Source organism: Allobosea sp. (assembly GCF_017308015.1).
Classification (GTDB): domain Bacteria; phylum Pseudomonadota; class Alphaproteobacteria; order Rhizobiales; family Beijerinckiaceae; genus Allobosea.
In genome coordinates this window covers 39,879-66,216 of the sequence record NZ_JAFKFW010000016.1, presented here as the reverse complement: position 1 = coordinate 66,216, position 26,338 = coordinate 39,879, and the positions used below count along the sequence as shown (strand labels likewise).

Genomic DNA, 26,338 nt, shown 5'->3' with positions numbered 1-26,338 from the left:
TGGTCTGATCCGCTTCGCAAGGTTGGCACGATCAGCCCGGCGCCCGTCCGTAGAAGCGCAGCAGTTCCAGCCCTTCCGGACTCGTCCAATCCGCTTCGCCGACCAGATAGCCGACGCTGCGTGCCTCGCGATCGAGCAGATAGGTCATCGGCATGCCGTAGAGCGGGAAGGGCGTAGGCTTCGCCGATTTCGGGCCGGAGGCCACTGTTCCCTCGGCATCGATGAAGGTCGCGAGATCGGCGAGGCCGAGCCTGTCGAGATAGGTCCTGACGGTCGCGACGGATTTATCGAGCGAGACCGGCACGACGACGAAGGGCTCGCGGGCTGCCTTTGCCTGGAGCCGCCGCAGGATCGGCAGTTCGCGCCGGCAAGGCGGGCACCAGCTTGCCCAGAAATTCAGGAGAACCGCCTTGCCGCGATAGGTGGAGAGCCGCCGGGTCTTGCCGGCGAGATCGGTTATCACGAGAGAGCCGACATCTTCTGGCGGATCGATCTGGATGAACTGGGAACTCGGGCCAGCGAAGCGTGGCGGCTGCCGGGCGGCGGCCGATGTTGCGGCCCATGGCGAGAGCAGAGCAGCGGCGAGGGCCTGGCGGCGCGTCGGCAGAAGGGCGGTATGCCGGTCCGATGCCGGCCGATGGTTCACGGGCGCAGTCATGAGCCTCAGCTAGCAGCAGGCTGCCCTGGCTGGAAACCGCTGTCGGACGCATCTCACCGGGCTGTGATGTCGCAGCCTGTGTCTAGGATGCGGTGACCCGCCGCCAGAAATCGGAGCAGAAGCCCGGGTCGACATGCCGGGCGAAGTCACGCCAGCGCGGGAAGGAGGCCTCGAAGGTTGCGGGCGACATGCGGGCATCCTTGTAGGGGTTGACCCGCCCGCCGGCGGCAATCGCGAGGCTGTCCAGCCGTGACAGCAACCGCTCGGTGCGTTCGCCGCGATTGGGAAAATCCAGCGTCAGCGTCGCCCCCGGCATGGGAAAGGACATCAGGCCGGGCGAGGGCTTGTCGCCGAAGAGCTTCAGCACCGTCAGGAAGGAGGCCTCGCCGGCAGCGAGCGTCTGCCGCAGCATCTCGGCGACGGTCTCGGGCGCGCTGTCCCGCGGGATGGCGCATTGGAACTGGCGCAGGCCCTTCGGCCCATAGGCGCGGTTCCAGTCATGGACGCGGTCGAGCGGGTAGAAGAACGGGCGGTAGGGGACGCGACGCTCGGCGCCGTCGCGCGGCTGGCTGTTGCGATAGAGCCAGTTGAAGGCCCCGAGCGTAACGCGGTTGATCAGGGGGACTGGCGGCTTCAGCGGGAACGGAAGGGAGCGCACCAGCCGAGGCGGAGGCTCGTCGGAGGCTGGCGCATGATTGGCGCGGAAGAAGATGCCACGACCGAAATTGCGGCCGGTGGCGAGCGAGTCGAGCCAGGCCACCGTGTAGTCATGCGTTGCGTCGGATACGGCGGCGATGTCGAAGAAGCCGTCGAGATTGTCGAAGGGCAGAACCTCCTGCGTCATCTCGGCCGAGGCGATCGGCATGAGTTGCAGCGTCACCTGCGTCACCAGGCCGGTCAGGCCGAAGCCGCCGATCGTCGCATCGAAGAGATCACGGTTGAGATCAGGCGCGCAGATCAGGTGCTGCCCGTTTGAGCGTACCAGTTCGAAGGCGCGGACATGACAGCCGAAGGTGCCGGCACGGTGATGGTTCTTGCCATGGACGTCGTTGGCCAGCGCGCCGCCCACGGTGACAAGGGCAGTGCCCGGCGTCACCGGCGGAAACCACCCGGCGGGCACAGCGATCTCGAGCAGGCGGTCGAGCAGCAGGCCGGCGCCACAGGTCATGAGGCCCGTCTCGCGATCGAAGGCGAGGACCTCGTCGAGGCCGCGCGTATCGATCAGCGTGCCGCCGTCGTTCAGGCAGGAATCGCCATAGGACCGTCCATTGCCATAAGCGAGCAGGGGGCGGCGCGGACGGTGGGGAGCATCGAGCCAGTCGCGGGCATCGACGAGCGTGCTGCCACGGGCCGCCAACCCGCCCCAGGAGCGATAATCCGAGAGCGGCGCGGTCACGGCACGAAGGTCGCGGCGACCATGATCAGGACCACGACGAGCCCCATGAGCTGACTGCGCCAGTCGCGGATCATGAAGACCAGCGGATCATCGGGCATCTGGCCGCGGCGGGCCAGGAACCAGATCCGGGCCATCTGGTAGAGGATGATCGGGCAGATCAGCCAGATCAGCTTCGGCTGACTATAGAGCTGCTTCACATTGGCGCTGTCGACATAGAGCGCCATGATGAGCGCGCAGGTGCAGCCCGAGGCCATCCCGAGCTGGGACAGGGCCTCGATATCCTCGGCATGGTAGCCGCGCCCGGCCTTCTTCAGGCCGGACTGATCCTGGGTCAGGCGCAATTCGGCATAGCGCTTCACCAGCGCAAGGCTGAGGAACAGGAACATCGCGAAGGCGAGCAGCCAGGAGGAGACGGGAACCGCGGCCGCTGCGTTTCCGGCAAGGATGCGCAGCGTGTGCATGGCCGCGAGGCCGAGCACGTCGACCAGAAGCTTGCGCTTGAGGAAGAGGAGATAGGCGAGCGCCAGGAAGAGATAGGCCAGCAGCGCGAGGATGAAGTTCTTCGGCTGCGGCACCAGCGCGGCTGTCGAAAAGGCTGCGATGAGGAGCACCGGCACGGCCGCATAGGCCTGCGTCGGGGTGATCTCGCCGGCCGCGAGCGGGCGCTTGCACTTGGTCGGATGGCGCCGGTCCGCTTCGACATCCTTGATGTCGTTGAGGAGATAGATTGCCGAGGCGATCAAGCTGAAGGCGACGAAGGCGATCAGCCCGAGCCAGAGCGCGTGTGGATCGAAGGCGTCGTGGTTGAGCAGGATCGGGATGAAGACAAGGCCGTTCTTGAGCCAGTGATGCGGCCGCATCGCCCTTATCATCGCCGTCACGGACATGGATCGACCCGTCTCCCCCGCAGACACGGGCCGGCCTCCGCGATGCGGAACCCGGCCGCCGGCTCGACCGGCGCGGGTGTTATCGGCGGGGAAATCCTAAATGGGGGTGCATGTAGCGTCGAAACGGGCAGTGATTTCAACGCCATGCTTAACATCGCGCTTCCGCATTGAGCGAAAGCACGGGCAGACGGTGCCCGTGCCGGGCACCGTCATGGCGATGGCTGGCGCGCGTCAGACCTTGGCGGCGCTGGCGGCGGCGTCGATATTGGCGACCAGCTCGGCATCTAGCCCGAGCGAGCCGGCAAGCCCCGCCAGGAAGTCCTTTTCGGCAGCATTATCCGGATTGATGGCGATGCGCGCCGCCGTGTAGATCTGGGCGGCGAGTTCCGGGCTCTCGGCCGCCTCGACCAGCGTGTCGATCGAGGCCGGCTTGGCCATTTCCTTGGCCAGCCAGTCATGAGCTTCCTGCTCCAATCCCGCCTCCTTCAGGCCGCCCAGGATGGTGCTGCGCTCGTCGGCATCGATATGGCCGTCGGCCGCCGCCGCCGCGATCATGGCGCGGATGAAGACGAGGGCGGTTGCCTCGGTCGCGGCCTGTGGCTCGAAGCCGGTGCCGGCCGGTGCCGGCAGCAGCTCCTGCTGGCCGGCGTTGAGCAGCGGTTTGCCGGCCTGGTAGTTCTGATAGGCCTTGTAGGCGAGGCCGCCGATCAGGGCGAGGCCGCCGAGCTTGGCCGCCGAGCCCGCGACCGAGCGGCCCGTGCTGGTTCCGAAGACGAGCGCGCCGAGGCCGCCGAGCACAGCCGTCGCCAGGGCCGGGTTGCTGCTGAACACGCCCTTGGCCTGCTCGATGAGCTGGTCGGGTGTCCGGCCGCCGGTGACCCGGCCGAGCGCATCGCCGGCGCCCTGCTGCACGCCGGCCTGTCGTGCCGCGTCCCCGAGCCCTTGCGTGGCCTGGGTCAGGATCTGTCCGGCCAGTCCGCCGAGCCCACCCGAGCGCTGGACCTGATCGGCGAGCCCGCCGAGCAGGCCGCCCAGGCCGCCCTGCTGCCCTGCCTGCGCGCCTGCCTGGCTGCCGGCATTGATCAGGGCGTCGAGCAGGGATTTGGCATTGAACATCTAGGCTTCTCCTGTTGGCGGCCGCGATGCCGCGCAGTCGGGATCGATCAGCCGCATGAAAGCGGCGTGACCAAGGCCCCAGTTTGCACAGCTTGGCGCTCAAGTCATCGGCAGCGGCAGCAGCCCCGGCTCCTTGAGCGTTTCCAGCGCGATCTCGGAACGGACGCGGGCCACGCTCTCATGCGGCATCAGGATTTCGTTGACCAGCCGGGCGAGCGCCTTGAGGTCGCCGACGGCGACCTTCAGCAGGTAGTCCGCCTCGCCCGTCAGGGCATGGGCCTCGAGGATCGCGGGTGTCAATCGCACGAGGTCGCGGAAGCGGCGGGCATTGTCGCGCGTATGCGTATCGAGCGCCACATGAATGAAGACGATGACGCCGAGGCCGACGGCGGAGGGCTCCAGCGCGGCCCGGTAGCCGCGGATCACGCCCTCCTGCTCCAGCCTCTGCCGCCGGCGCGAGACCTGGCTCGCAGACAGCCCCACTGCCTCCGCCAGAGCTGCGTTGGTCAGGGAGGCATCGTTCTGGAGGGCGTCGAGCAGGCGCCAGTCGAGCGCGTCAAGAGTGGTCATATAACGCATCCGATGGGTCCGTGATGCACGGATCATGCATCGAAATTTCAATAGGGAGCAAGTTTGCACGGAATTCGTCTGTCGATCGCGCGATGATTGAGCGCCTCGACAGAACCAGACAGGAGGAATGCCCATGGGTCCGTTTCCGCATGATGCAGCCCCGCCCGCGATCTCGGCCGCCAACCCGATGGGAACCGACGGTTTCGAGTTCGTCGAGTTCGCTCATCCTGAACCGGAAAAGCTCGGTTCCCTGTTCGAGACGATGGGCTTCACCAAGGTCGCCCGCCATCGCTCGAAGCAGGTGACGCTCTACCGCCAGGGCGACGTCAATTTCGTGGTGAATGCCGAGCCCGGTTCCTTCGCCCAGGCCTTCGCGGCCGAGCACGGCCCTTGCGCCTGCGCCATGGCCTTCCGCGTCGTCGATGCGAAGCACGCTTTCGACCGGGCGGTGTCGCTCGGCGCCGAGCCCTACGAGAGCGCGATCGGGCCGGGCGAGCTTGCGATCCCTGCCGTGCGCGGTATCGGCGGTTCGCTGCTCTATTTCGTCGACCGCTATGGCGAGAAGGGCTCGATCTGGGACGTCGATTTCGAGTGGGCCGGCGAGCGCGATCCCCATCCCGAGCAGGCCGGCCTGTACTATCTCGATCACCTTACCCATAACGTCATGCGCGGACGCATGGACCATTGGGCCGACTGGTACGGCAACCTGTTCAATTTCCGCGAGATCCGCTTCTTCAATATCGAGGGCAAGCTGACCGGGTTGATCTCGCGGGCGCTGACCTCGCCCTGCGGCAAGATCCGCATCCCGATCAACGAGTCGCTCGACGACAGGAGCCAGATCGAGGAATACCTGCGCCAGTACAAGGGCGAGGGCATCCAGCACGTCGCGATGGGCTCGCGCGACATCTATGCCAGCGTCGAGGCCTTGCGCGGCAACGGCCTGCCCTTCATGCCATCGCCGCCCGCGACCTATTACGAGAAGGTCGATGCCCGCGTGCCGAACCATGGCGAGCCGGTCGAGCGACTGAAGGCCAACGGCATCCTGATCGATGGCGAGGGCGCGGTCGCACTCGGCGAGAAGCAGGGCCGGATGAGCAAGGTGCTGCTGCAGATATTCTCGGCCACGGTGGTCGGACCGATCTTCTTCGAGTTCATCCAGCGCAAGGGCGATGACGGGTTTGGCGAGGGCAATTTCCGCGCCCTGTTCGAATCGATCGAGGAAGATCAGATTCGCCGGGGTGTGCTGAGCCCCGCCGCTGCCGAGTAGCGTTCTGATTCGCATGGCCGGCTCGGACGGCCATGCGCTCTACGGCGCGAGCTTGCGCATCAGGAGCGGGGCGCCGACAGCAGGATCCTTGCGCCACTGGCCGTTCTCGAAGACGAGGTCGGTGCCATGGCCGCGGCGCGCAACGAGGGTCAACCGGCCGCCTGTATAGCGCCAGCCGACCGGATCGAAGATCGTCAGCCCGGTATCCGGACAGAGGCCCTCGAAGGCGGCGGGCCGGTGGCCGTCGGTCGATGGGGCGGAGAGCACGAGGCGACAGGCCTCGCGATTCTGCTGTCGCATCAGAACATAGCGTCCCGGCAGGGTCTCGGGGGCGGGAGCGGTCGCGGGGTCGACGACGGTGATGCGCCGGGCGGCTGTCCCAGCCCGGTCCTGCGCAGTCTGCGGGGCGATGCGGGAATGGTTGCGCGATGCCAGCCGATAAGTCTTGCCGTCGCTGCCTTTGCCGTCGAGGCCGGTCTCGGCCGTGCCGCTCTGAAAGCTCACGAGCTCCTTGCCGGTGTCATCCGTGATGCGAGGCCGCCCGTCCACCGTCAAGGCCCAGGCGGTGGCGGTATCGAGAACCGGCAGAGCGCGCCGGCAGGTTGCCGGGAAGCGCAAGCGGTGCATGCTGCCGGCCGCTTCCGCGCCGAGGGTAACGGTGCAGCTTCGCGATGCGCCGGCGAGTTCAAGCTCCCAGGCGCCGAGCCAGGGGCGGATCGCCTCTGGCGCCTTGTCGGCACCGCGCGGAAGCGGCGCCGTCTGGGCGACGGCCGGTAGTGAGCCGGCGCCGAGGATCAGGAGCGGCAGCAGCCGACGGATCAGGCCTTTTTCCATGGTGTCTCCGACACGGGCGTCAGCGGACCCTTGCCATCGAACCATGAAACCAGATTGTCGACCAGAAGCTGGCCCATCGCCTCGCGAGTATGGACCGAGGCCGAGCCGACATGGGGCAGCAGCACGGCATGCTCGATCGCGATCAGCTCCGCGGGCACGCGCGGCTCGTCCTCGAACACGTCGAGGCCGGCGGAGAGGATGGTCTTGTCCTCGAGTGCCTTGATCAGCGCCTGTTCGTCAACGACCGTGCCGCGGCCGACATTGACCAGGATGCCGTTGGGGCCGAGTGCCTTCAACACCTCGGCGTTGATGATGTGATGGGTCGAGGCGCCGCCCGGCGCGACCGAGATCAGGGTGTCGACATCGGCGGCCATGTCGACCAGCGAGGGGTAGTAGCGATAGGTCACGTCCGGCTGGCGCGAGCGGCCGTGATAGACGACCGGCAGGCCGAAGGCCTCGACGCGCTGCGCCACCGCCTTGCCGATGCGGCCGAGGCCGACGATGCCGACCTTGCGGCCGCGCAACGAAGTGGTGAGCGGGTAATTGCCCTGCAGCCACTTGCCTTCGCGCAGGTAGCGGTCGACCTGCGGCAGCTGGCGGACCGTGGCGATCAGCAGGCCGAGCGCGAGGTCGGCGACCTCGTCGGTCAGGACGTCGGGCGTGTTGGTGACGACGAGGCCGCGCTTGCCGGCCTCGGCCGCGTCGACATGGTCGTAGCCGACGCCGAAGCTGGAGATGACCTGGAGGTTGGGCAGCGCGTCGAACAGCGCGCCGTCGACCCGGTTGTGGCCGCCGCCGGCGGCGACGCCGCGCACACGGGCCGCCACTTCGCGCAGGAGGGCGGCGCGATCGGTTGCCTTCCAGAGTTCGTGGACGGTGAAGCGCGCCTTGAGCTGGTCGGCCGCATAGGCCATCAGCGGGCCGGTCATGACGATTTCGGGCTTGGTGGAAGCTGTCATTGTCGGGCTGTCCATGAGTGCGGTGGCGAGGGTCGTTGATTCGGCTCGTCTGAATCGATTAAAATGAAATGACGCGGCTTGCCGGAACGGCATAGCCCCGCCGCTGCATGAGCGCTATCCGATGACGCCCCGCAGTGGAATGGGGCGATCATTTAGTATGCTTTATTTTGGCGATTTTCCCGGCTTCCGTGGCGACATGCGTGCCAAGCGAGGCGAGCGTGGTGTTCAGGCTGTCGATGACGAGGCCAGCCATGCGCGCCGAGGCGAGATCGCCGTCGCGATCGATGATGGCGAGCAGAACATGCTCGTGATCGGGGAGGGATTCGACATAGGCGACCTCGTCTCCGGTCTTCAGCAGCAGGGACCATTGCAGCGTGGCGATGACCGCGCTGGCGAGGCATTGCAGGGCGGCGTTCTGGGCGGCGGCAAAGATCGCTTCGTGGAAGGCCATGTCGGCGCGGATCGTGGCCTCGGCATAGGGGGCTCCCTCGGTCATGCCGCGATAGGCCGCCTCGATGCGGGCGATATCGGCCGAGGTACGGCGCTGCGCGGCGAGGCGGGCGGCGCTGGGCTCGACGAAGCGACGTAACTCAAAGAGATCGCGGATGAATTTCTCGTTGGGGTCGGCCTCGAAATGCCAGGACAGGACGTCGGGATCGAGCAGGTTCCAGCGCTCGCGTGGCGCGGCACGGGTGCCGCTCTTGGGACGCGCCTCGACCAGCCCCTTGGCGGTGAGGATCTTGACGGCCTCGCGATAGGCCGTGCGCGAGACCGATATCTCGGAGCGCAGGTCGTCTTCGTTCGGCAGGACTTCGCCCGCTCTGACGCGACCGGTGATGATCGCGACGGCGAGCTTCTGGGCCACCTGCCCGAAAAGCCGGTCCGGATTGAGCGTGGTCGGTCGCGAGAAGTCGCGTACCCGCATCGTTGGTGCCCCTCCCTCGGGCGCCTCCGGCCAGCCTGAATCCGTGGCGCGCCGACGGCCGTGGCGGCGCTTGACAGGGCCGCTTCTATCGTATGACTTTATCGCAGATTGAAACGGAGACAATCTGCCGGGAACAGGCGATATCCGCTTTCATCATTCGGTCACAAGAAGCCGATTGTGGTCGTGAGCCGCCTGCATGGACAGGCGGAGCGACCAGGGAACGGGAAAGCAGGGAAGGACGGCATGGCTTCAGTCCAGATTGCCGATGTGCGGAAGGCCTACGGGTCGACGCAGGTCATCCACGGCGTCGATATCGACATCAATGACGGCGAGTTCGTCATTCTGGTCGGCCCTTCGGGCTGCGGGAAGTCGACGCTGCTGCGCATGATCGCGGGGCTCGAGAACATTTCGGGCGGCGAGATCCGGATCGGTCCGCGCGTGGTGAACGACGTGCCGCCGAAAGAGCGCGACATCGCGATGGTGTTCCAGAACTATGCGCTCTATCCGCATATGACGGTCGCCGACAACATGGCCTTCTCGATGAAGCTCAGGAAGGCGCCGAAAAGCGAGATCGACGAGCGCGTCAACCAGGCGGCGCAGATCCTCGGCCTGAGCAAGCTGCTCGACCGCTACCCGCGTCAGCTCTCGGGCGGGCAGCGCCAGCGCGTCGCGATGGGCCGGGCGATCGTACGCGATCCGCAGGTCTTCCTGTTCGACGAGCCGCTCTCCAACCTCGATGCCAAGCTGCGCGTCCAGATGCGGACCGAGATCAAGGAACTGCATCAGCGCCTGAAGACGACCACGGTCTATGTTACCCATGACCAGATCGAGGCCATGACCATGGCCGACAAGATCGTCGTCATGCATGACGGCATCGTCGAGCAGATGGGCGCCCCGCTCGATCTCTACGACAACCCGGCCAATCTCTTCGTCGCAGCCTTCATCGGCTCGCCCTCGATGAATCTGCTCAAGGGCAAGATCGTCGGTAACGGCTTCGAGACCGAAGGCGGCACGGTCTGGCCGATCGGCAAGCACCCGGTCGGCTCCGACGGGCTCTCCGCGGTGCTGGGAATCCGGCCGGAGCATTTCCGGCTCGATCCCAACGGATTGAAGGCCGAGGTCGCGGTCGTCGAGCCGATGGGCTCGGAGACGCAGGTCGTCGTCCGCTGCGGCGGCCAGGATCTGACCTGCATCTTCCGCGAGCGCATCTCGGCCCGGCCCGGCGAGACCATCGGCATCACCCCCGATACCAGCGTCACCCATCTCTTCGACGCGGCTACGGGCAAACGCATCTAGAGCAGGTGAGGCCGGATTGCGCTGCGATCCGGTCGAACTGCACGTGTTCTCGATGCAAAGTTCAGAACCGGCCTTTCCGATCGGCCTTCCTCGCGCCTGATCGGGCCGGGTGCCAAGGAATTCGCCGCCCCGCAGACCGGGCGGCGGATGATCGCTGTCAATGCCCATAAATCATGCAGGACGGTGGTCCCATGCAGGCCGCCGCCGCGCCAACGGAGGAGACGGTTTCCATGAGCATTTCCAGAAGAGACGTTCTGATCGGCGGCGCGGGGCTCGCGGCGGGCGCAACCCTGCCCTTTGCCCCCTCAATCGCACAGGCCAAGATCGAGCCCGGCGCGACGCTGCGCGTGCTGCGCCCGACCAAGTTCGTCGATCCCGACCAGGCCATCTTCAACGAGAACACCGAGGCCTTCACCAAGGCGACCGGCGTGCAGGTCAAGGTCGACTATGCCGGCTGGGAGGATCTGCGTCCCCAGACGGCGGTGACCGCCAATACCGGCGCGGGGCCGGATATCGTCGTCGGCTGGGCCGATGATCCGCACATCTTCTCGGACAAGCTGATCGATCTCACCGATATCGCCGAGGAGCTCGGCAAGAAGTATGGCGGCTGGTACCCGATCGCCGAGAAATACGGCAAGAAGGACAAGACCAATCAGTGGATCTCGATTCCGATGGGAGCTTCCGGCGCGCCGGCGGTCTATCGCGAATCCTGGGTTAAGGAAGCGGGCTTCGACACCTTCCCGAAGGACCTCGACGGCTTCCTCAAGCTCTGCCGCAAGCTCAAGGAGCAGGGACACCCGGCCGGCTTCGCGCTTGGCAACGCGGTCGGCGACGGCAACGCCTTCTGCAACTGGCTCGTCTGGACTCATGGCGGTTACATGGTCGACGAGAACAACAAGGTCGCGATCAATTCGAAGGAGACGGTCGAGGCGCTGAAATACGCCAAGGCACTCTACGAGACCTTCATTCCGGGCACGCTCTCCTGGCTCGACATCAGCAACAACAAGGCGTTGTCCGCCGGCGAAATCGGCCTGACCCAGAACGGCGTCTCGCTCTATTTCTCGATCAAGAACTCGAAGGACGAGAAGACCGCCGCGATCGGCAAGGACCTGAACCACGCCACCATGCCGGTCGGCCCGCTCGGGCGCCCGTCGGAGCCGGCGCTGATCATCAACGCCATGGCGTTCAAGCACACCAAGTTCCCGAACGCCGCGAAGGAATATCTCCGCTTCATGATGGAGAAGGAGAATTACGACAAGTGGCTGACCGGCTGCTACGGTTACTGGACGCAGCCGCTGAAAGGCTATGCCGAGAGCAAGGTCTGGTCGAGCGACCCCAAGATCGTGGTCTATCGCGACACCTGGGAGCGCGCGCTGTGGAGCGGCTACAAGGGCTCGATCAACGAGGCGGCCGGCACCGTCAATGCCGAGTATGTCGTCGTCCAGATGGTCGCTTCGGTCTGCGCCGGCCAGGCAACGCCGGAAGAGGCGGCCAAGGAGGCCGAGCGCCGCGCCAAGCGCTACTACCGGACGTGATGCGCGCGCCGTGCTGATCTGACCATATGCGGCCGCCGGTCCGTCCGGCGGCCGCTGAAATATCGCATCGGATTTGCCAGAAAAGCGGCAGCCGCTTTTCGCCCCGATGTCACAGCCGACCCGAACGCGAGGGCGCCATGGCCGTAGCTGCCGCCGAATCGCGAACCGTCCACAGCCTGCAGCAGAGCTGGCTTGTGCGTCTGTTCGACAACAAGCCATTCCTGATCTTTCTTTGTCTGCTGCCTGCGGCGGGCTTCCTGCTTGTCTTCCTCAGCTACCCGCTGGGGCTGGGCATCTGGCTCGCCTTCACCGATACCCGCATCGGCCGCGTCGGCTACTTCATCGGTTTCGAGAATTTCGAGTCGCTCTGGCACGACCGCGTCTTCATCACCTCGGTCTGGAACACGCTGCTCTATACGGGCGTCGCTACATTCGGGAAATTCGCGCTGGGACTTTGGCTGGCGCTGCTGCTCAACAACCACCTGCCGTTCAAGTCGCTGCTCAGGGCGATCATCCTCATCCCCTGGATCGTGCCGACCGTGCTCTCGGCCATCGCCTTCTGGTGGATCTACGACCCGCAATTTTCCATCATTTCCTACGTGCTCGTCGATGTGCTCGGCTGGCGCGACACCTATATCGACTTCCTCGGCCAGCCCTGGCCGGCGCGGTTCTCGCTGATCGCCGCCAATATCTGGCGCGGCATCCCCTTCGTCGCAATCAGTCTGCTCGCCGGCCTGCAGACCATCTCGCCTTCGCTCTACGAGGCGGCGATGCTCGACGGCGCCAATTCCTGGCAGCGCTTCCGGCATGTCACGCTGCCGATGTTGATGCCGATCCTGGCGGTGGTGCTGACCTTCTCGGTGCTGTTCACCTTCACCGATTTCCAGCTCGTCTACGCGATCACCCGTGGCGGGCCGGTGAACGCCACGCATCTGATGGCGACGCTGGCCTTCCAGCGCGGCATTCCCGGCGGCCAGCTCGGCGAGGGCGCGGCGATCGCGGTCGCGATGATCCCGTTCCTCGTGATGGCAACGCTGTTCAGCTATTACGGCCTGGCCCGGCGCAAGTGGCAGCAGGGGGAAGACAATGACTGATCAGACCCTGGAAGCGCGCCCGCATCTGACCGACAAGGAGCGTGAAGGCGTCATCGACTGGTCGTCGGGCCCGCGGCGCTTCATCACGCTCTATCTGCCGCTTTCGGTTTTCGTGCTCGTGCTGCTGTTCCCGTTCTACTGGATGGCGATCACGGCGATCAAACCGAACGGCGAGTTGCTCGACTACAAGAACAATAACCCGTTCTGGGTGAAGTCGCCGACGCTGGAGAACATCAACAAGCTGCTCTTCCAGACCGACTATCCGCAATGGCTGTGGACCACGATGATGGTCGCGGCCGTGGCGACGGCGCTGTCGCTGTTCTCCAGCGTGCTTGCCGCCTATGCGATCCAGCGCCTGCGGTTCAAGGGCTCGCAATATGTGGGCCTGGCGATCTATCTCGCCTATCTCGTTCCGCCCTCGATCCTGTTCATCCCGCTGGCGACCCTGATCTTCCAGTTCGGCCTGTTCGACTCGCCCTTGGCGCTGATCCTGACCTACCCGACCTTTTTGATCCCGTTCTGCACCTGGCTCCTGATCGGCTATTTCAAGTCGATCCCCTACGAGCTGGAAGAATGCGCGATGATCGACGGGGCGACGCGGCTGCAGACGCTGTGGCGGATCACCTTGCCGCTGGCCATGCCCGGCCTGATTTCGGCCGGCATCTTCGCCTTCACCCTGTCCTGGAACGAGTTCATCTATGCGCTCGCCTTCATCCAGTCGGCGGAGAAGAAGACGGTGCCCGTGGCGGTGCTGACCCAGCTCGTCGAGGGCGACGTCTATCACTGGGGCTCGCTGATGGCCGGGGCGCTGCTCGGCTCGATCCCCGTCGCAATCCTCTATTCCTTCTTCGTCGACTACTACGTCGCGTCCATGACGGGTGCGGTGAAGGAGTAACAGGCTGCAGTGCCGACTATCCCACGGGCATGGCGTGAGCTGTGCCCGCTTTCGTTCCGAGAGTATTTGCCTCATGTCCGCTCAACCGATCTCCAGCATCGCCTTTGTCGGGCTCGGCGCCATGGGCGCGCCGATGGCCGAGAACCTCGTCAGGAAGCAGTTCCGCGTCACCGGCTTCGACATGCGTGAAGCGGCGCGCGAGGCGCTCGTCGCGGCCGGCGGGCATGCGGGAGCAAGCGCGAAGGATGCGGCCGAGGGCGCCGAAGCGCTGGTGCTGATGGTCGTCAATGCGGCGCAGGCCCGGTCGGTGCTGTTCGAAGCCGGAGCGCTGGGTGTTCTGGCGCCGGGTGCGACCGTCATCCTGATGGTGACCTGCCCGCCGGGCGAGGCGGAGGCGATCGCGGCGGAGGTGACGAAGACCGGGCGGCATTTCATCGACGCTCCGGTCTCGGGCGGCGTGAACGGCGCGCGTAATGCGACACTGACGATCATGGTCGGGGCGCCCGGCGACAGCTTCGCTCGGGCGAAGCCGGTGCTCGACGCGCTCGGCGACAAGGTCTTCCATGTCGGCGAGAGGGCCGGGCAGGGCGCGACGGTGAAGACCGTCAATCAGTTGCTCTGCGGCGTGCATATCGCGGTCGCGGCCGAAGCGTTGTCGCTCGCCGAGAAGGCCGGCATCGACGGGCGCCTGCTCTTCGAGATCATGGGCGGCTCGGCCGCTTCCTCCTGGATGCTCCGGGATCGCGGGCCGCGCATGCACGAGCCCGACCCGGTGGTGGCGAGCGCGGTCGACATTTTCGTCAAGGATCTCGGTATCGTGCTCGATGCCGGGCGCGCTGCGAGGACGGCCCTGCCGCTGGCCGCGGCGGCACATCAGATGTTCCTGTCAGCCTCCGGTCTCGGCCATGGCGGGCGCGACGATTCGCAGGTGGTCCGGGCCTATCGCGCGCTCAACGCCAAGCCCGCCAACGATGCCTGAGGCTGGCTCAGCGCCGCGGCGGGCAGGTCGTTCCGCGGATGTGGAGGGCGGGCGTCAGCAGCAGGCGCTGCGTCGGGGCGGCGGGATCGGCGATGCGGTTCAGCAGGAACTCGGCCGATTTGGCGCCCATCTCGTTCTGGAAATTGTACACGGTGGTCAGTGCCGGGAACCATTGCGCCGCCTCCTTCACGTCGTCGCAGCCGACGATCGAGAAATCGCTGCCGGCTTCCAGCCCGCGATGGCGCAGGCCGAGCATTGCGCCGAAGGCGGCGAGGTCGTTCATGCAGGCGGCGGCTGTCGGCGGGTCATGGGCGTCGAGGACCTGCTGTATGCCCTTGAGCCCGTTTTCGCGGGTGCCGTAGTCGAAATGCACCAGTTGCGGGTCGAAGGGCAGGCCGTGGCGGGCCAGCGCATCGCGATAGCCGGCATAGCGGTTGCGCCCGGTCGAGATGCTCTCGTTGGCGCACAGGAAGGCGATGCGGCGATGGCCGATCCCGATCAGGTGCTCCATCGCCAGATTGGTGCCGTGGCGGTCGTCGGATCCGACGAAATCGAGATCGAGCTCGGGAATTTCGCGGGAAAGCTGGACGATCGGGATACCGGCATCGACAAGCGGCAGCAGATTCTCGGCGGTGCTGGCACCCGCGGGGCAGAGCACCATGCCGTCCGGCCGGTATTCGGCGAGCGTGCTCAGCACGCGCTGCTGCCGGTCCAGATTCTCGGAATAGGTGCCGAGCAGGATCGAGCGATCGTGGCGGGCTGTGGTCTCCTCGATCGCCGCCAGCAATTCGGCGAAATAGGGGTTGGTGATGTCGTGGAAGCCGACGCCGATGATGTTGGTGCGGTCGGTGCGCAGCGAAGCGGCGCTGCGGTTGTAGCTGTAGCCCATCTCGCGGGCGATCTCGCGCACACGGCTGCGCGTCGCTTCCGCAACGAGCAGCGAGCCGCGCAGCGCCAGCGACACCGTCGCGGTCGAAACCGAAAGGCGCTCGGCGATGACCTGCAAGGTGACGCGGCTGCGGCCTGCGGGCGTCGGGTTCCTGGGCTGGCGGGCCCCGGGGGGGTCGCTGGCAATCATGACTCGTCCACACTGGGCGCGGGCCTCGCGGCCGGCTGCCGGTCGGGCCATTTCGCCGAATTCCGGCTCCATCTCAACCATATCAGTGGGAGAATTTGAAGATGAGCGCACGCAAAGAGTCCATCGGCTTCATCGGCGTCGGCCTGATGGGGCAGGGTATGGCCCGGAATCTTGTGGACAAGGGTTTTCCGCTCACCGTGATGGGACACCGCAACCGCAAGCCGGTCGAGGCACTGGTCGCGGCCGGTGCGGTCGAGGCGAAAACGGCTAAGGAGCTCGCGGCGCGCTCCGGGATCATCTTCCTGTGCGTCACCGGTTCTCCTCAGGTCGAGGCCGTGATGAGGGGCGATGGCGGCATCATCGCCGGCGCGAAGCCGGGCACCGTAATCGTCGATTGCTCGACTTCCGACCCCACGGTGACCGTGAAGCTCGCGGCGGAACTGGAGGCGAAGGGACTGTATCTGGCGGATGCGCCACTCGGCGGCACGCCGGCTCAGGCCGCGCTCGGCCAACTTTCGGCGATGGTCGGGGCCGCGCCGGAGGTCTTCGCCCGGATCAAGCCGGCCTGCGAAGCCTGGGCACAGAAGATCGTGCATCTCGGGCCGGTCGGGGACGGTCACAAGATGAAGCTGATCAACAATTTCCTGTCGCTCGGCTATGCCGCGATCTATGCTGAGGCGCTGACGCTAGGCCAGAAGATCGGCATCACCCCGCAGGTCTTCGACAGCGTGCTGCGTGGGAGCCGCATGGATTGCGGCTTCTACCAGACCTTCATGCAATACGTGCTGGAGCGCGACCGCGACGCCCACAAGTTCACGCTGCGCAACGCGCTGAAAGACGTGCGCTATCTGGAGAGCGTCGCCAACGAGGCCGGCGTCGCCAATCCGGTCGGCAATGCCGTGAAGAACAGCTACGCGACCGCGGTCGCGAGCGGGCATGGCGAGGATTACGTGCCGATGCTCTCGGACTGGATCGCCGGGCTGAACGGTACGTCGCTCGCTAGCAAGGGCTGAAGCGGCGCTGGCTGTCAGGGCGCTGCAAGCAGCCGCGACAGGCCGTCCGAGAGCCCGGTACTCGCGACCGGTGCCGGCAGGGCGAGGTCGCCTTCGCGCGGCTTCGGCTGCGGGTGGTCGAGTTCGGACAGCAGCATCCGGATGCCGGCCTCCGCCGAGCAGATCACGGGCACGTCGACATACGGCTGAACGCGGGAGGCAAGGCCCGCCAGTCCGGCGCCGCCGAGAATGACGGCGCCGGCGCCGTTGCGCTTGGCGACCCGGCCGCAGGCTTCCGCGAGCATCGCGATCGAGCCGTCGGGATCGCGGGCGATGTCGGCGCCGGTGGGCGCCACCGTCTCGACGGCGGCGAGGCGGCTGCCCAGCCCGATGGAGCCGACGAATTCGTGCAGGATCGGTCCCCAGCGCTCGCCGCCGGTGACGATGGCGAAGCGCTCGGCTTTCTCCGCGGCGTAGCGGCTGCTGGCCTCGGCCATGCCGATCACGGGAATCCGGGCCATCTCCTTGAGTGCGAGCAGGCCGGGGTCGCCGAAACAGGCGAGATAGACGCCGTCGCAATCTCGGCCATGCTCTGCGAAGGCTTCGAGCGCGGCATGGGCGGCAATGACCCCCGCGCTGCGGCTGGCGATGTAATGCGCCCCGAAACGGCCAGTGACCGGCACGAACTCTGCCTGTTCCGGCAGATAAGGCTGGACTACGCGCGCGACCAGCGCCGTCATCTCCGGCATGGTGTTCGGATTCAGCAGGAGAATGCGCAAGCGAGGCCTCACAATCCTGGATCCCGCCGCGCGCCGCCTCCGGCCGCCCGAGCGGGCAACGGGCGTGCAATAGCCATCAGGAGCGAACGATGTCTCATCGGTTTGAGATCAACAGCAGATGTGCCGCCCGGCCCGCAAGCGGCTGAAGGGAGAAACAGTGCTTCCATTCCGGCAAGACCGGTTAGCATCGCACTGTCGCGCGTTCTCGCATTCCGCCGGGCTTGCGGCAAGAGTCGGCTCTGGAGCCGATCGTCGGCCTCTCGGTTGCAAGATGCGCTCCTGCTCGGCTGACTGGCCGAGCTTATCATCCGCGACGAATGCGTCCTCGTCACCGGCGGCGCGCGCCGCAAGCCGTCGATCATGTCGGCGCCGATAGCCGTGAAGGCCGGTCAGCTCTCTTCCAGCAGCAGCGCGTAGATATCCTCGCTGCCGGCGGCGTTGCGGATACGGTCGCGGAGCTCGGGAGAACGCAGGCGCTTTGCGATGCAGGCCAGCGCGTCGATCCGGCCCTTGCCGCCATTCACCGGCGTCAGCACCAGGCAGACGAGATCGACCGGCGCGCCGTCGATCGCCTCATATGCGACCGGCCGCTCCAGTCGCGCCAGCAGGCCGAAGGGTTCGGCGAGGCCTTCGACCGGCGCATGCGGCATCGCCAATCCATCGCCGACGCCGGTGGAGCCGAGTGTCTCGCGCCGGTTCAGCGCATCGAGGATCACGGGCTCGGGCAAGGCGATCTGCTCGGCCGCCTTCGTCGCGAGGGCGCGGAACAGGGCGGGCTTGCTCGCGGCAGAGAGCCTGATGATCGAGCGCGGGCGGATGATGTCGGATGGAATCATGACTCTGGTTTTCGTGGGATGCCATCGGCCGGGAAGGCCGGGCGACAGGGCTCATTCGGCTTCGCGCAGGCGGTAGCCGACGCCGGTCTCCGTGGTGATGTATTGCGGCTGGTCGGGAACGCGCTCGATCTTCTGGCGCAATTGCCGGACATAGACGCGCAGATACTGCACATCGGCCGAGGCGCCCCAGACCTGCTTCATCAGGAACTGATGGGTCAGCACCTTGCCGGCATGCTGCACGAGGATGCGCAGGATATCGTATTCCTTGGGTGAGAGCTTCACCTCCTGCTCGCCAAGCCTGACGATGCGCTTGACGAGATCGACCGAGAGTTCGCCGGTCTGGAAGATCGGCTTCTCCCCCTGCTGCTGGAGCTTGTGGCGCAGTGCCACACGCAGCCGCGCCGCCAGTTCCTTCATGCCGAAGGGCTTGGTGACATAGTCGTCGGCGCCATTTTCCAGCGCCTCGACGATGCCGGCCTCGTCGGTGCGGCTCGACAGGATGACGATCGGCAGCGTGAGCGCCTCCGCGCGCCATTTCCGCAGCAGCTCCTGTCCCGAGAGATCGGGCAGGCCAAGATCGAGGATGACGAGATCGGGCAAGTCCTCGGCAATACGTTCGGTCGCCTCGCGCGCTGTCGCGGCCTCGCGGATGGCATAGCCTTCGGTCGAAAGCCCGACGCGCAGCAGCCGGCGGATCGCCGGCTCGTCGTCCACGACCAGCACCTTGATGTCCGTTGCCGTCATGTCTGCGGTTCCAATGGTTTGGGCTGGGCGTCCGCCGGCAGGCTGATGGTGAAGACCGCGCCGCTGCGATCCGTCCGGTTGGCCGCCGCGATCGTGCCCCCCATCGCCTCGACGAAGCCGCGGCAGATGGCGAGGCCGAGCCCGGTTCCGGCGCGGACCTGGTCGCCCTTGCGGACGCGGTAGAAGCTGTCGAAGACGCGTTCGAGATCTGAAGGCGGCAGGCCCGGCCCCTCGTCGGTCACCGTTACCAGCACCTCGCCGCCATCCTGCCGGGCGCGGATGGCGATGGCGCTGCCGGCGGGCGCGTATTTCGCGGCGTTGTCGAGCAGGTTGAACAGCACCTGCTCGAACAGGACGGGATCGAGCCGGAGCATCGGCAGGTCGCGGGGCAGGGCGGTCTCGACGTTGTGGCCGGCGGTAATCTTGCTGGCGCGGCGCAGTGCGCTTCCGACCACGTCGGCGACATCGACCAGGGCCGCGTTCGGCTCCATCGCTCCGGATTCGATCCGAGTCATGTCGAGCAGATTGGCGATGAAGCGGTTGAGGCGCTCGGATTCGTCGATCACGGTCGCGAGCAGGGCGGTGCGATCCTCTTCCGGCAGGGCCTGGCGATAATCGCGCAGGGTGCCGGCGGCGCCCAGGATCGAGGCCAGCGGTGTCTTGAGGTCATGCGAGATCGAGGTCAGGAGCGCCGAGCGCAGACGGTCGGCCTCGGCCGCGAGCCTGGCCCTGTCGACATCGGCGACGAGCTGGATGCGCTCGATGGCGACGGCAGCCTGATCGGCCAGGGCATCGAGCAGGCGTTGCTGCTCCGGCGTCAGCAGCGGACCTTCCTTGTCGTCGTCGAGGCCGATGACACCGATCGCGGTGCGGCCCGTCCGCAGAGGCAGATAGAGCCTTTTCGCGCCGGGCAAGGTGTCGGCGCCGCGCCCGGCGGGGCGGTCATGCTCCCAGGCCCAGCGCGCGGCGGCGATATCGGCATCGACCAGCGTGTCGTCGGGCGGATAGCCGGCGCGGACCGAAAGCGTGCCCTCGTCCGGCATCAGGATGACGACACGCAGGCGCAACATCGAGGCGATCTGGAAGGCGCTGGCCCAGAGCACGTCGTCGAGCGTGCCGGTACCGGCGAGCTTCTTCGAGAAAAGATAGAGATCCTCGGTGGTGCGGGCGCGCTGGCGGGCGGCATTGGCCTGGCGCTGGACACGGGCGGTCAGGTTCGAGGCGATGAGCGCGACGAGCAGGAAGAAGCCGAGTGCGACGACGTTCTCGGGATCGCTGATCGTGAGCGCATAGAGCGGTGCGATGAAGAAGAAATTCAGCGCGAGCGCGCTGAGGATCGAGGCGAAGAGGGCCGGCCACAGGCCCGCCGTCACGGCAGAGGCGAGGACGGCGGTGAGAAAGACCAGCGCGATATTGCGCAGGTCCATGATCTGGCTGAGCAGTTCCGCAGCGCCCAGCGCGATCGCGACATAGGCCAGTGCCGCAAGATAGGGTTTGGCCGAGAAGCCTGGCTCGCCGACGGCCGAGATGCCACCGCCCGTCTCGGGTGCCTGTTCCCGCAACGCCACGACATGGATGCCGATATCGCCGGCGCGGCTGATCAACTCATGCGAGACGGAGGGGCGCAGCCATTCGCGCCAGCGGGGCTTGGCCGGCTTGCCGACGATGATCTGGGTGACGTTGCCCGCGGCGGCATGGCGGAGGATTTCGCCGGCCACGTCCTGTCCTGGCAAGGTGATCGCTTCGGCGCCGAGCTGTGCCGCGAGTCTCAGCGCATTGGCGATCCGTGTTTTCGCCGCTTCCGTCAGGGCCGCAGCCTGCGGCGTCTCGACATGGAGCGCGTTCCAGGGCGCGCGCAGGCGATCGGCCTGCCGCTTGGCATGGCGGATCAGGGCGGGGGCGCCGGGGCTGTCGTCGATGCAGACCAGGATGCGCTCCCCCGCGGCCCATGGACCGGAGATCGCGTGTTCCTGCATATGGCTGAGGAGCTGGTCGTCGACCCGTTGCGCGGTGCGGCGCAATGCGAGTTCGCGCAGCGCCGTCAGGTTGCCGGGCGAGAAATAGTTGGCGACGGCGCGCTTGGCCGTCTTGCCGAGATAGACCTTGCCTTCCTCGAGGCGCTTGATCAGGTCGGCCGGGGTCAGATCGATGATCTCGATGTCGTCGGCGCGGTCGACGATCGAATCCGGCACGGTCTCGCGCACGCGGATGCGGGTAACCTGCGCGACGACGTCGTTCAGGCTCTCGACATGCTGGATGTTGAGCGTGGTATAGACGTCGATGCCGCGCGCGAGCAGCTCCTCGACATCGAGATAGCGCTTGGGATGGCGGCTGCCAGGCGCGTTGGTATGGGCGAGCTCGTCGACGAGGACGAGCGCGGGACGGCGCGCCAGGACCGCGTCGAGGTCCATCTCGTCGATCGCGCGGCCCTTGTAGTCGACGAGCCGGCGCGGGACGATCTCGAAGCCGTCGACCAGCGCTTGCGTCTCGCTGCGGCCATGGGTCTCGACGACGCCGATCACGACATCGATCCCTTCCGCCCGGCGCGCGCGTCCGGAACTCAGCATCTCATACGTCTTGCCGACACCGGGCGCCGCGCCGAGGAAGATCTTCAGGCGCCCGCGCCCCTCGCGCTGGGCGCTCGCCAGCAGCGCTTCGGGTGAGGGCCGGCCTCTCGTCTCGCGATGGCTGTCGGCGATGGTCATGCGGTCCGCACGGGAATGTGGCGGCGCGTGGTGCACCGCCGGGGTCTTTGTGTCAGCGTTGGCCGGCGCCGTCGAGAGCGAGATTCAGCGCGAGCACGTTGACGACGGGCTCGCCGAGAAAGCCGAGCTTGCGCCGCTCGACATGGGTGTCGACGAGCGCTTTCAGCGTTGCCGGGTCGGCATTACGGGCCCTGGCGACGCGCACGATCTGGAAATAGGCGGCCTCGGGCGAGATATGCGGGTCGAGCCCGCTGCCCGAGGCAGTCACCAGCTCCATCGGCACCGGCGCGTCGGGGTTCTCGGCCTTGAGCTTCTCGGTCTCGGCCTTGATGCGCTCGACCAGCTTCTGACTGGTCGGGCCGAGATTGGAGCCGCCGGAATTGGCGGCGTTGTAGGGCGCGTCGACCGTCTTCGAGCTGTCGTTGGGGTCGGTGCCGGCCGTCGCCGAGGGCCGGCCATGGAAATAGCGCTCGTCGGTGAAGTTCTGACCGATCAGGCTGGAGCCGATGATCCTGCCGTCCTTCTCGATCAGGCTGCCATTGGCCTGGTGCGGGAAGATGGCCTGGGCGATGCCGGTCATGGCGAGCGGGTAGGCGAGGCCGGTGATGGCAGCGAGTGCGACGATCATCACCAGCGCGGGGCGGATCTGCTTGAGCATGGTCGTGTTCCTCAGACGAGGCCGATGGCGGTGATGGCCATGTCGATGGCCTTGATGCCGATGAAGGGAACGACGAGGCCGCCGAGCCCATAGACGGTGAGGTTGCGGCTGAGCAGGGCGCCGGCGCCAACGGCGCGGTATTTCACGCCCTTCAGCGCGAGCGGGATCAGCGCGACGATGATCAGCGCGTTGAAGATGATCGCGGAGAGGATGGCGCTTTGCGGCGTCGCCAGCCCCATGACGTTGAGCGCGCCGAGCTGTGGGTAGAAGGCGAGGAACATCGCCGGGATGATGGCGAAATACTTGGCGACGTCGTTGGCGATCGAGAAGGTGGTCAGCGCGCCGCGGGTCATCAGGAGCTGCTTGCCGATCTCGACGATCTCGATGAGCTTGGTCGGGTCGCTGTCGAGATCGACCATGTTGCCGGCCTCGCGGGCGGCGACCGTGCCGGTGTTCATGGCGACGCCGACATCGGCCTGGGCCAGTGCGGGAGCGTCGTTGGTGCCGTCGCCGCACATGGCGACGAGCTTGCCCTTGGCCTGTTCCTCGCGGATCAGCGCGAGCTTGTTCTCAGGGGTCGCCTGGGCGAGGAAATCGTCGACGCCGGCCTCGGCCGCGATGGCGGCGGCGGTCATCGGGTTGTCGCCGGTGATCATCACTGTGCGGATGCCCATGCGGCGCAGTTCCGTGAAGCGCTCGCGGATGCCGCCCTTGACGATGTCCTTGAGGTGGATGACGCCGAGCAGACGCCCGTCGCGGACGACCGCGAGCGGCGTGCCACCGGCCTTGGCGATCTCGGCGGCGATGGCCTGGATTTCACGCACGGCCTCGGTGCCGGCACCTTCGACATATTTCAGGACGGCATCGACCGCGCCCTTCCGGATCTGCGAGCCTTCGAGATCGACGCCGCTCATCCGGCTCTGCGCGGTGAAGGGCACGAAAGTGGCGTGCAGCGCGCCCATGTCGCGGGCACGGATGGCGTATTTCTCCTTGGCGAGCACGACGATCGAGCGACCTTCCGGCGTCTCGTCGGCGAGCGAGGCGATCTGGGCGGCATCGGCCAGCTCCTGCTCGCTGACGCCACGCACCGGACGGAACTCGGTCGCCTGGCGGTTGCCGAGCGTGATCGTGCCGGTCTTGTCGAGCAGCAGCGTATCGACGTCGCCGGCGGCCTCTACGGCACGGCCGGACATGGCGAGCACGTTGAAGCGCACGAGGCGGTCCATGCCGGCGATGCCGATGGCGGAGAGCAGGGCGCCGATCGTGGTCGGGATCAGCGTGACAAACAGCGCGACCAGCACCACGACCGGGATATAGCCGCCGGCATAGGTGGCGAAGCTCGGGATCGTCACGGTCGCGAGCACGAAGATCAGCGTCATGCCGGCGAGCAGGATGTTGAGCGCGATCTCGTTCGGGGTCTTCTGGCGTTCTGCGCCCTCGACCAGCGCGATCATGCGGTCGATGAAGGTCGAGCCCGCCGCCGCGGTGATGCGCACGCGGATCCAGTCGGACAGCACCTGCGTGCCGCCGGTCACGGCTGAGCGGTCGCCGCCGGATTCACGGATGACGGGAGCGGATTCGCCAGTGATCGCGGCCTCGTTGACCGAGGCGACGCCTTCGATGGCCTCGCCGTCGGACGGGATGATGTCGCCGGCTTCGACCAGCACGATATCGCCGACCTTGAGCGAGGTGCCGGGCACGAGCCGGAACTGGCCGGGATCATCGCCCGAGAGCAGCTTGGCTTCCGTCTCGGAGCGGGTCTTGCGCAGCGAGTCGGCCTGGGCCTTGCCGCGCCCCTCCGCCACCGCTTCCGCGAAATTGGCGAAGAGCACGGTGAACCAGAGCCAGAGCACGATCTGGAAGGAGAAGCCGAGATTGGCGCCTCCCGTGGCGAGGTCCTTGACGAAGAGGATGGTGGTCAGCGCCGAGACCACGGCGACGACGAACATCACCGGGTTGCGGGCGAGGCTGCGCGGGTCGAGTTTGCGGAAGGCGTCGGCGAAGGCCGGCAGCAGGATCCGGGCGTCGATCAGGCTCGCGGATTTGGATGGGCTCATGAGAAGCTCCGGCGAAGGGGTGTAAGTCCGGTTCAGGCGGCAACGAGGCCGGCGAGCGCGCGGACGAGCAGCAGGACGAGGAACAAAGCGACGGTCAGGCCGAGGATGAGGGTGGCAGGACGCGGGGGCGCCCTGTCCGTTTCCCGCGAGGCGGCGTCCCGATGGACGGCGTCGCGGCGCATTTGGCGCAGGCAGCTTGTCATGATGGCCTCCTCAGAAGCTCTGGCCCGCGAGCATCGCGAGATGCTCGACGATCGGGCCGACGGCCAGCGCAGGAAAGAAGGTCAGGCCGCCGACGATCAGGATGACACCGACGAGCAGGCCGACGAAGAGCGGGCCGTCGGTCGGGAAGGTGCCGGCCGAGGAGGGTATGGATTTCTTCGCGGCGAGCGAACCGGCGATGGCGAGCGCCGGGATGATGACCAGGAAGCGGCCGATGAGCATCGTGATGCCGAGCGTCGTGTTGTACCAGAGCGTATTGGCCGAGAGGCTGGCGAAGGCAGAGCCATTGTTCGCCGCCGCGGAGGTATAGGCGTAGAGGACCTCCGAGAAGCCGTGCGGGCCGCCATTCCCGACGGAGGCCACTGCATCGGGAAGCACTACGGAGACCGCGGTGAAACCCAGTATGCCGGCGGGCAGGCAGAGGATGGCGAGCATCGCCATCTTGACCTCGCGGGCCTCGACCTTTTTGCCGAGATATTCCGGCGTGCGGCCGACCATCAGGCCGGCGACGAAGATCGCCAGCACGACGAAGAGGATGATACCGTAGAAGCCGGCGCCGACGCCGCCGATGATGACCTCGCCGAGTTCCATGTTGATGAGCGGGATCATGCCGCCGAGCGCGGTGAAGCTGCCATGCATGGCATTGACGGCGCCGCAGGAGGCCGCCGTGGTGACGACGGCGAAGAGGGCCGAGAGCGGAATGCCGAAACGCATCTCCTTGCCCTCCAGATTGCCGCCCTGGAGACCGAGCGCCTGAACAAGCGGATTGCCTGCGGCTTCCGCCCAGTAGCAGACGGCGATCGCAGCGATGAACAGGGTGCCCATGGCGGAGAGGATCGCCCAGCCCTGGCGCTCGTTGCCGACCATCCGGCCGAAGACATTGGTCAACGCGGCACCGATCGCGAAGATCGAGACCATCTGGAGGAGATTGGTGACCGCGTCCGGGTTCTCGAAGGGATGGGCCGAGTTGGCATTGAAGAAGCCGCCGCCATTGGTGCCGAGCATCTTGATCGCGAGCTGGGAGGCGACGGGGCCGCGTGCGATGGTCTGCTGGGTACCCTCGAGGGCGGTTGCCGTTACCGACGCGTCGAGCGTCTGCGGAACGCCCGAAGCGACATAGGCGAGCGTCAGCAGGATGCAGAGCGGCAGCAGGAGGTAGAGCGTCGCGCGGGTCAGGTCGACCCAGAAGCTGCCGACCGATTTGGCGGAGGCCCGGGCGAAACCCCGGATCAGCGCGACCGCGACGGCGATGCCGGTCGCGCCCGAAACGAAGTTCTGCACGGTCAGGCCGAGCATCTGCGTCAGGTATGACATGGTGCTCTCGCCGCCATAGCCTTGCCAGTTCGTGTTGGTGACGAAGCTGACCGCTGTGTTGAAGGCGAGGTCGGGGGCAACGGCGCTCATGCCGTCCGGGTTCAGCGGCAGCAGTCCCTGGAAGCGCTGCAGCCCGTAGAGCAGCAGCAGGCCGGAGAGGTTGAACAGCAGCAGGGCGATCGCATAGGCGCTCCAATGCTGTTCCTCGCGCTCATGCGTGCCGGCGAGGGCATAGAGCCCGCGCTCGACCGGTGCGAGCACTGGGGAGAGGAATGTGCGCTCGCCGTTGAACACGCGCGTCATGTAACCGCCGAGCGGCTTCACCAGGGCGAGCACGATCGCGCAGAAAACGAGGATCTGGATCCAGCCATAGAGTGTCATGGGGAGGCTTTCTCAGCTCGCGCCGGCGCTCAGAAGCGCTCGGGGCGCAGCAGCGCATAGGTGAGGTAGACGAGTAGGGCTGCGGTCACCGCGCTGCCGAGGAGATAGTCGACGATCATGAGAGGGCTCCTTCAGAGCGCGCCGCAGGCCGAGACATAGGC

General features: G+C 66.6%; 25 protein-coding genes. 7 read left to right on the top strand and 18 right to left on the bottom strand.

What is annotated here, in order from left to right; translation table 11 throughout:
- Positions 1–31: 31 nt before the first annotated feature.
- The 5 genes from J0I42_RS14580 to J0I42_RS14560 form a co-directional block, all read right to left on the bottom strand.
- Positions 32–658 (bottom strand): TlpA family protein disulfide reductase, encoded by a 627-nt coding sequence (locus J0I42_RS14580; RefSeq protein WP_291655764.1) that lies wholly within the window; start codon positions 656–658, stop codon positions 32–34.
- 82 nt (positions 659–740) lie between these two features.
- Complete coding sequence (locus J0I42_RS14575; RefSeq protein WP_291655763.1) at positions 741–2,054, bottom strand: FAD-binding oxidoreductase; 1,314 nt, start codon at positions 2,052–2,054, stop codon at positions 741–743.
- On the bottom strand, positions 2,051–2,941 hold the full coding sequence (locus J0I42_RS14570; protein WP_291655761.1) for a UbiA family prenyltransferase: 891 nt from the start codon (positions 2,939–2,941) through the stop codon (positions 2,051–2,053). The genes J0I42_RS14575 and J0I42_RS14570 overlap by 4 nt, the downstream gene beginning before the upstream one ends.
- A gap of 231 nt (positions 2,942–3,172) precedes the next feature.
- Entirely contained in the window at positions 3,173–4,057 is an 885-nt protein-coding gene (locus J0I42_RS14565) for a tellurite resistance TerB family protein (RefSeq protein WP_291655760.1), read from the bottom strand.
- Between the two features lie 99 nt (positions 4,058–4,156).
- Positions 4,157–4,627, bottom strand: coding sequence for an Lrp/AsnC family transcriptional regulator (locus tag J0I42_RS14560; protein WP_291655758.1), 471 nt, complete (start codon positions 4,625–4,627; stop codon positions 4,157–4,159).
- A gap of 133 nt (positions 4,628–4,760) precedes the next feature.
- Here J0I42_RS14560 and hppD point away from each other — a divergent pair, with 133 nt between their 5' ends.
- On the top strand, positions 4,761–5,894 hold the full coding sequence (gene hppD, locus J0I42_RS14555; protein WP_291655756.1) for a 4-hydroxyphenylpyruvate dioxygenase: 1,134 nt from the start codon (positions 4,761–4,763) through the stop codon (positions 5,892–5,894).
- Positions 5,895–5,933: 39 nt separating this feature from the next.
- Here the strand turns inward: hppD and J0I42_RS14550 are convergent, their stop codons facing one another.
- The 3 genes from J0I42_RS14550 to J0I42_RS14540 form a co-directional block, all read right to left on the bottom strand.
- The gene (locus J0I42_RS14550) at positions 5,934–6,728 is read right to left on the bottom strand and encodes an AprI/Inh family metalloprotease inhibitor (protein WP_291655755.1); all 795 of its coding nucleotides are present in this window, start codon (positions 6,726–6,728) and stop codon (positions 5,934–5,936) included.
- Positions 6,713–7,687 carry a 2-hydroxyacid dehydrogenase gene (locus J0I42_RS14545; protein WP_465247683.1) on the bottom strand — a complete coding sequence of 325 codons (975 nt, stop codon included), beginning with the start codon at positions 7,685–7,687 and terminating at the stop codon, positions 6,713–6,715. Before J0I42_RS14545 ends, J0I42_RS14550 begins: the two co-directional genes overlap by 16 nt.
- 148 nt (positions 7,688–7,835) lie before the next feature.
- Positions 7,836–8,612, bottom strand: a complete 777-nt coding sequence (locus J0I42_RS14540; protein ID WP_291655754.1) for a FadR/GntR family transcriptional regulator — start codon at positions 8,610–8,612, stop codon at positions 7,836–7,838.
- Between the two features lie 243 nt (positions 8,613–8,855).
- Here J0I42_RS14540 and J0I42_RS14535 point away from each other — a divergent pair, with 243 nt between their 5' ends.
- The 5 genes from J0I42_RS14535 to J0I42_RS14515 all read left to right on the top strand — a co-directional run bounded on the left by J0I42_RS14535 (position 8,856) and on the right by J0I42_RS14515 (position 14,411).
- Positions 8,856–9,908 (top strand): ABC transporter ATP-binding protein, encoded by a 1,053-nt coding sequence (locus tag J0I42_RS14535; protein WP_291655753.1) that lies wholly within the window; start codon positions 8,856–8,858, stop codon positions 9,906–9,908.
- Positions 9,909–10,138: 230 nt separating this feature from the next.
- A complete protein-coding gene (locus J0I42_RS14530; protein WP_291655751.1) occupies positions 10,139–11,443 on the top strand; it encodes an ABC transporter substrate-binding protein in 1,305 nt (434 codons plus the stop codon).
- A 137-nt stretch (positions 11,444–11,580) separates the two neighbouring features.
- A complete protein-coding gene (locus tag J0I42_RS14525) occupies positions 11,581–12,537 on the top strand; it encodes a carbohydrate ABC transporter permease (protein ID WP_291655749.1) in 957 nt (318 codons plus the stop codon).
- A complete protein-coding gene (locus J0I42_RS14520; RefSeq protein ID WP_291655748.1) occupies positions 12,530–13,432 on the top strand; it encodes a carbohydrate ABC transporter permease in 903 nt (300 codons plus the stop codon). The genes J0I42_RS14525 and J0I42_RS14520 overlap by 8 nt, the downstream gene beginning before the upstream one ends.
- Positions 13,433–13,505: 73 nt before the next feature.
- Positions 13,506–14,411: an NAD(P)-dependent oxidoreductase gene (locus J0I42_RS14515; protein ID WP_291655747.1), complete on the top strand. Its 906-nt coding sequence runs from the start codon at positions 13,506–13,508 to the stop codon at positions 14,409–14,411.
- A 7-nt stretch (positions 14,412–14,418) separates the two neighbouring features.
- Here the strand turns inward: J0I42_RS14515 and J0I42_RS14510 are convergent, their stop codons facing one another.
- On the bottom strand, positions 14,419–15,489 hold the full coding sequence (locus tag J0I42_RS14510; protein ID WP_291655746.1) for a LacI family DNA-binding transcriptional regulator: 1,071 nt from the start codon (positions 15,487–15,489) through the stop codon (positions 14,419–14,421).
- Between the two features lie 101 nt (positions 15,490–15,590).
- Between J0I42_RS14510 and J0I42_RS14505 the strand changes: the two genes are divergently transcribed.
- On the top strand, positions 15,591–16,502 hold the full coding sequence (locus J0I42_RS14505) for an NAD(P)-dependent oxidoreductase (RefSeq protein ID WP_291655744.1): 912 nt from the start codon (positions 15,591–15,593) through the stop codon (positions 16,500–16,502).
- Positions 16,503–16,516: 14 nt separating this feature from the next.
- Here J0I42_RS14505 and J0I42_RS14500 read toward each other — a convergent pair whose 3' ends face one another.
- From J0I42_RS14500 to J0I42_RS14460, 9 genes are all read right to left on the bottom strand, one after another.
- Complete coding sequence (locus J0I42_RS14500) at positions 16,517–17,260, bottom strand: aspartate/glutamate racemase family protein (protein WP_291655743.1); 744 nt, start codon at positions 17,258–17,260, stop codon at positions 16,517–16,519.
- Between the two features lie 389 nt (positions 17,261–17,649).
- Positions 17,650–18,096: a PTS sugar transporter subunit IIA gene (locus tag J0I42_RS14495; protein ID WP_291655741.1), complete on the bottom strand. Its 447-nt coding sequence runs from the start codon at positions 18,094–18,096 to the stop codon at positions 17,650–17,652.
- A 51-nt stretch (positions 18,097–18,147) separates the two neighbouring features.
- Positions 18,148–18,840, bottom strand: coding sequence for a response regulator transcription factor (locus J0I42_RS14490; protein ID WP_291655739.1), 693 nt, complete (start codon positions 18,838–18,840; stop codon positions 18,148–18,150).
- Positions 18,837–21,545: a sensor histidine kinase gene (locus J0I42_RS14485; RefSeq protein WP_291655737.1), complete on the bottom strand. Its 2,709-nt coding sequence runs from the start codon at positions 21,543–21,545 to the stop codon at positions 18,837–18,839. Before J0I42_RS14485 ends, J0I42_RS14490 begins: the two co-directional genes overlap by 4 nt.
- A gap of 52 nt (positions 21,546–21,597) precedes the next feature.
- Positions 21,598–22,203, bottom strand: coding sequence for a K(+)-transporting ATPase subunit C (locus tag J0I42_RS14480; protein ID WP_291655736.1), 606 nt, complete (start codon positions 22,201–22,203; stop codon positions 21,598–21,600).
- An 11-nt stretch (positions 22,204–22,214) separates the two neighbouring features.
- Positions 22,215–24,260, bottom strand: a complete 2,046-nt coding sequence (kdpB, locus tag J0I42_RS14475) for a potassium-transporting ATPase subunit KdpB (protein WP_291655734.1) — start codon at positions 24,258–24,260, stop codon at positions 22,215–22,217.
- 32 nt (positions 24,261–24,292) lie between these two features.
- Positions 24,293–24,463: a hypothetical protein gene (locus tag J0I42_RS14470; RefSeq protein WP_291655732.1), complete on the bottom strand. Its 171-nt coding sequence runs from the start codon at positions 24,461–24,463 to the stop codon at positions 24,293–24,295.
- 10 nt (positions 24,464–24,473) lie between these two features.
- Positions 24,474–26,177 carry a potassium-transporting ATPase subunit KdpA gene (kdpA, locus tag J0I42_RS14465; protein ID WP_291655730.1) on the bottom strand — a complete coding sequence of 568 codons (1,704 nt, stop codon included), beginning with the start codon at positions 26,175–26,177 and terminating at the stop codon, positions 24,474–24,476.
- Positions 26,178–26,206: 29 nt separating this feature from the next.
- On the bottom strand, positions 26,207–26,296 hold the full coding sequence (locus tag J0I42_RS14460) for a K(+)-transporting ATPase subunit F (RefSeq protein WP_291655728.1): 90 nt from the start codon (positions 26,294–26,296) through the stop codon (positions 26,207–26,209).
- Positions 26,297–26,338 lie beyond the last annotated feature (42 nt).

Bases quoted from the DNA above. Each gene is read 5' to 3' on its own strand.
- J0I42_RS14580 (WP_291655764.1), bottom strand. From the start codon at position 658: ATGACTGCGCCCGTGAACCATCGGCCGGCATCGGACCGGCATACCGCC.
- J0I42_RS14570 (WP_291655761.1), bottom strand. From the start codon at position 2,941: ATGTCCGTGACGGCGATGATAAGGGCGATGCGGCCGCATCACTGGCTC.
- J0I42_RS14565 (WP_291655760.1), bottom strand. From the start codon at position 4,057: ATGTTCAATGCCAAATCCCTGCTCGACGCCCTGATCAATGCCGGCAGC.
- J0I42_RS14560 (WP_291655758.1), bottom strand. From the start codon at position 4,627: ATGACCACTCTTGACGCGCTCGACTGGCGCCTGCTCGACGCCCTCCAG.
- hppD (WP_291655756.1), top strand. From the start codon at position 4,761: ATGGGTCCGTTTCCGCATGATGCAGCCCCGCCCGCGATCTCGGCCGCC.
- J0I42_RS14550 (WP_291655755.1), bottom strand. From the start codon at position 6,728: ATGGAAAAAGGCCTGATCCGTCGGCTGCTGCCGCTCCTGATCCTCGGC.
- J0I42_RS14545 (WP_465247683.1), bottom strand. From the start codon at position 7,687: ATGACAGCTTCCACCAAGCCCGAAATCGTCATGACCGGCCCGCTGATG.
- J0I42_RS14540 (WP_291655754.1), bottom strand. From the start codon at position 8,612: ATGCGGGTACGCGACTTCTCGCGACCGACCACGCTCAATCCGGACCGG.
- J0I42_RS14535 (WP_291655753.1), top strand. From the start codon at position 8,856: ATGGCTTCAGTCCAGATTGCCGATGTGCGGAAGGCCTACGGGTCGACG.
- J0I42_RS14530 (WP_291655751.1), top strand. From the start codon at position 10,139: ATGAGCATTTCCAGAAGAGACGTTCTGATCGGCGGCGCGGGGCTCGCG.
- J0I42_RS14525 (WP_291655749.1), top strand. From the start codon at position 11,581: ATGGCCGTAGCTGCCGCCGAATCGCGAACCGTCCACAGCCTGCAGCAG.
- J0I42_RS14520 (WP_291655748.1), top strand. From the start codon at position 12,530: ATGACTGATCAGACCCTGGAAGCGCGCCCGCATCTGACCGACAAGGAG.
- J0I42_RS14515 (WP_291655747.1), top strand. From the start codon at position 13,506: ATGTCCGCTCAACCGATCTCCAGCATCGCCTTTGTCGGGCTCGGCGCC.
- J0I42_RS14510 (WP_291655746.1), bottom strand. From the start codon at position 15,489: ATGATTGCCAGCGACCCCCCCGGGGCCCGCCAGCCCAGGAACCCGACG.
- J0I42_RS14505 (WP_291655744.1), top strand. From the start codon at position 15,591: ATGAGCGCACGCAAAGAGTCCATCGGCTTCATCGGCGTCGGCCTGATG.
- J0I42_RS14495 (WP_291655741.1), bottom strand. From the start codon at position 18,096: ATGATTCCATCCGACATCATCCGCCCGCGCTCGATCATCAGGCTCTCT.
- J0I42_RS14490 (WP_291655739.1), bottom strand. From the start codon at position 18,840: ATGACGGCAACGGACATCAAGGTGCTGGTCGTGGACGACGAGCCGGCG.
- J0I42_RS14485 (WP_291655737.1), bottom strand. From the start codon at position 21,545: ATGACCATCGCCGACAGCCATCGCGAGACGAGAGGCCGGCCCTCACCC.
- J0I42_RS14480 (WP_291655736.1), bottom strand. From the start codon at position 22,203: ATGCTCAAGCAGATCCGCCCCGCGCTGGTGATGATCGTCGCACTCGCT.
- kdpB (WP_291655734.1), bottom strand. From the start codon at position 24,260: ATGAGCCCATCCAAATCCGCGAGCCTGATCGACGCCCGGATCCTGCTG.
- J0I42_RS14470 (WP_291655732.1), bottom strand. From the start codon at position 24,463: ATGACAAGCTGCCTGCGCCAAATGCGCCGCGACGCCGTCCATCGGGAC.
- kdpA (WP_291655730.1), bottom strand. From the start codon at position 26,177: ATGACACTCTATGGCTGGATCCAGATCCTCGTTTTCTGCGCGATCGTG.
- J0I42_RS14460 (WP_291655728.1), bottom strand. From the start codon at position 26,296: ATGATCGTCGACTATCTCCTCGGCAGCGCGGTGACCGCAGCCCTACTC.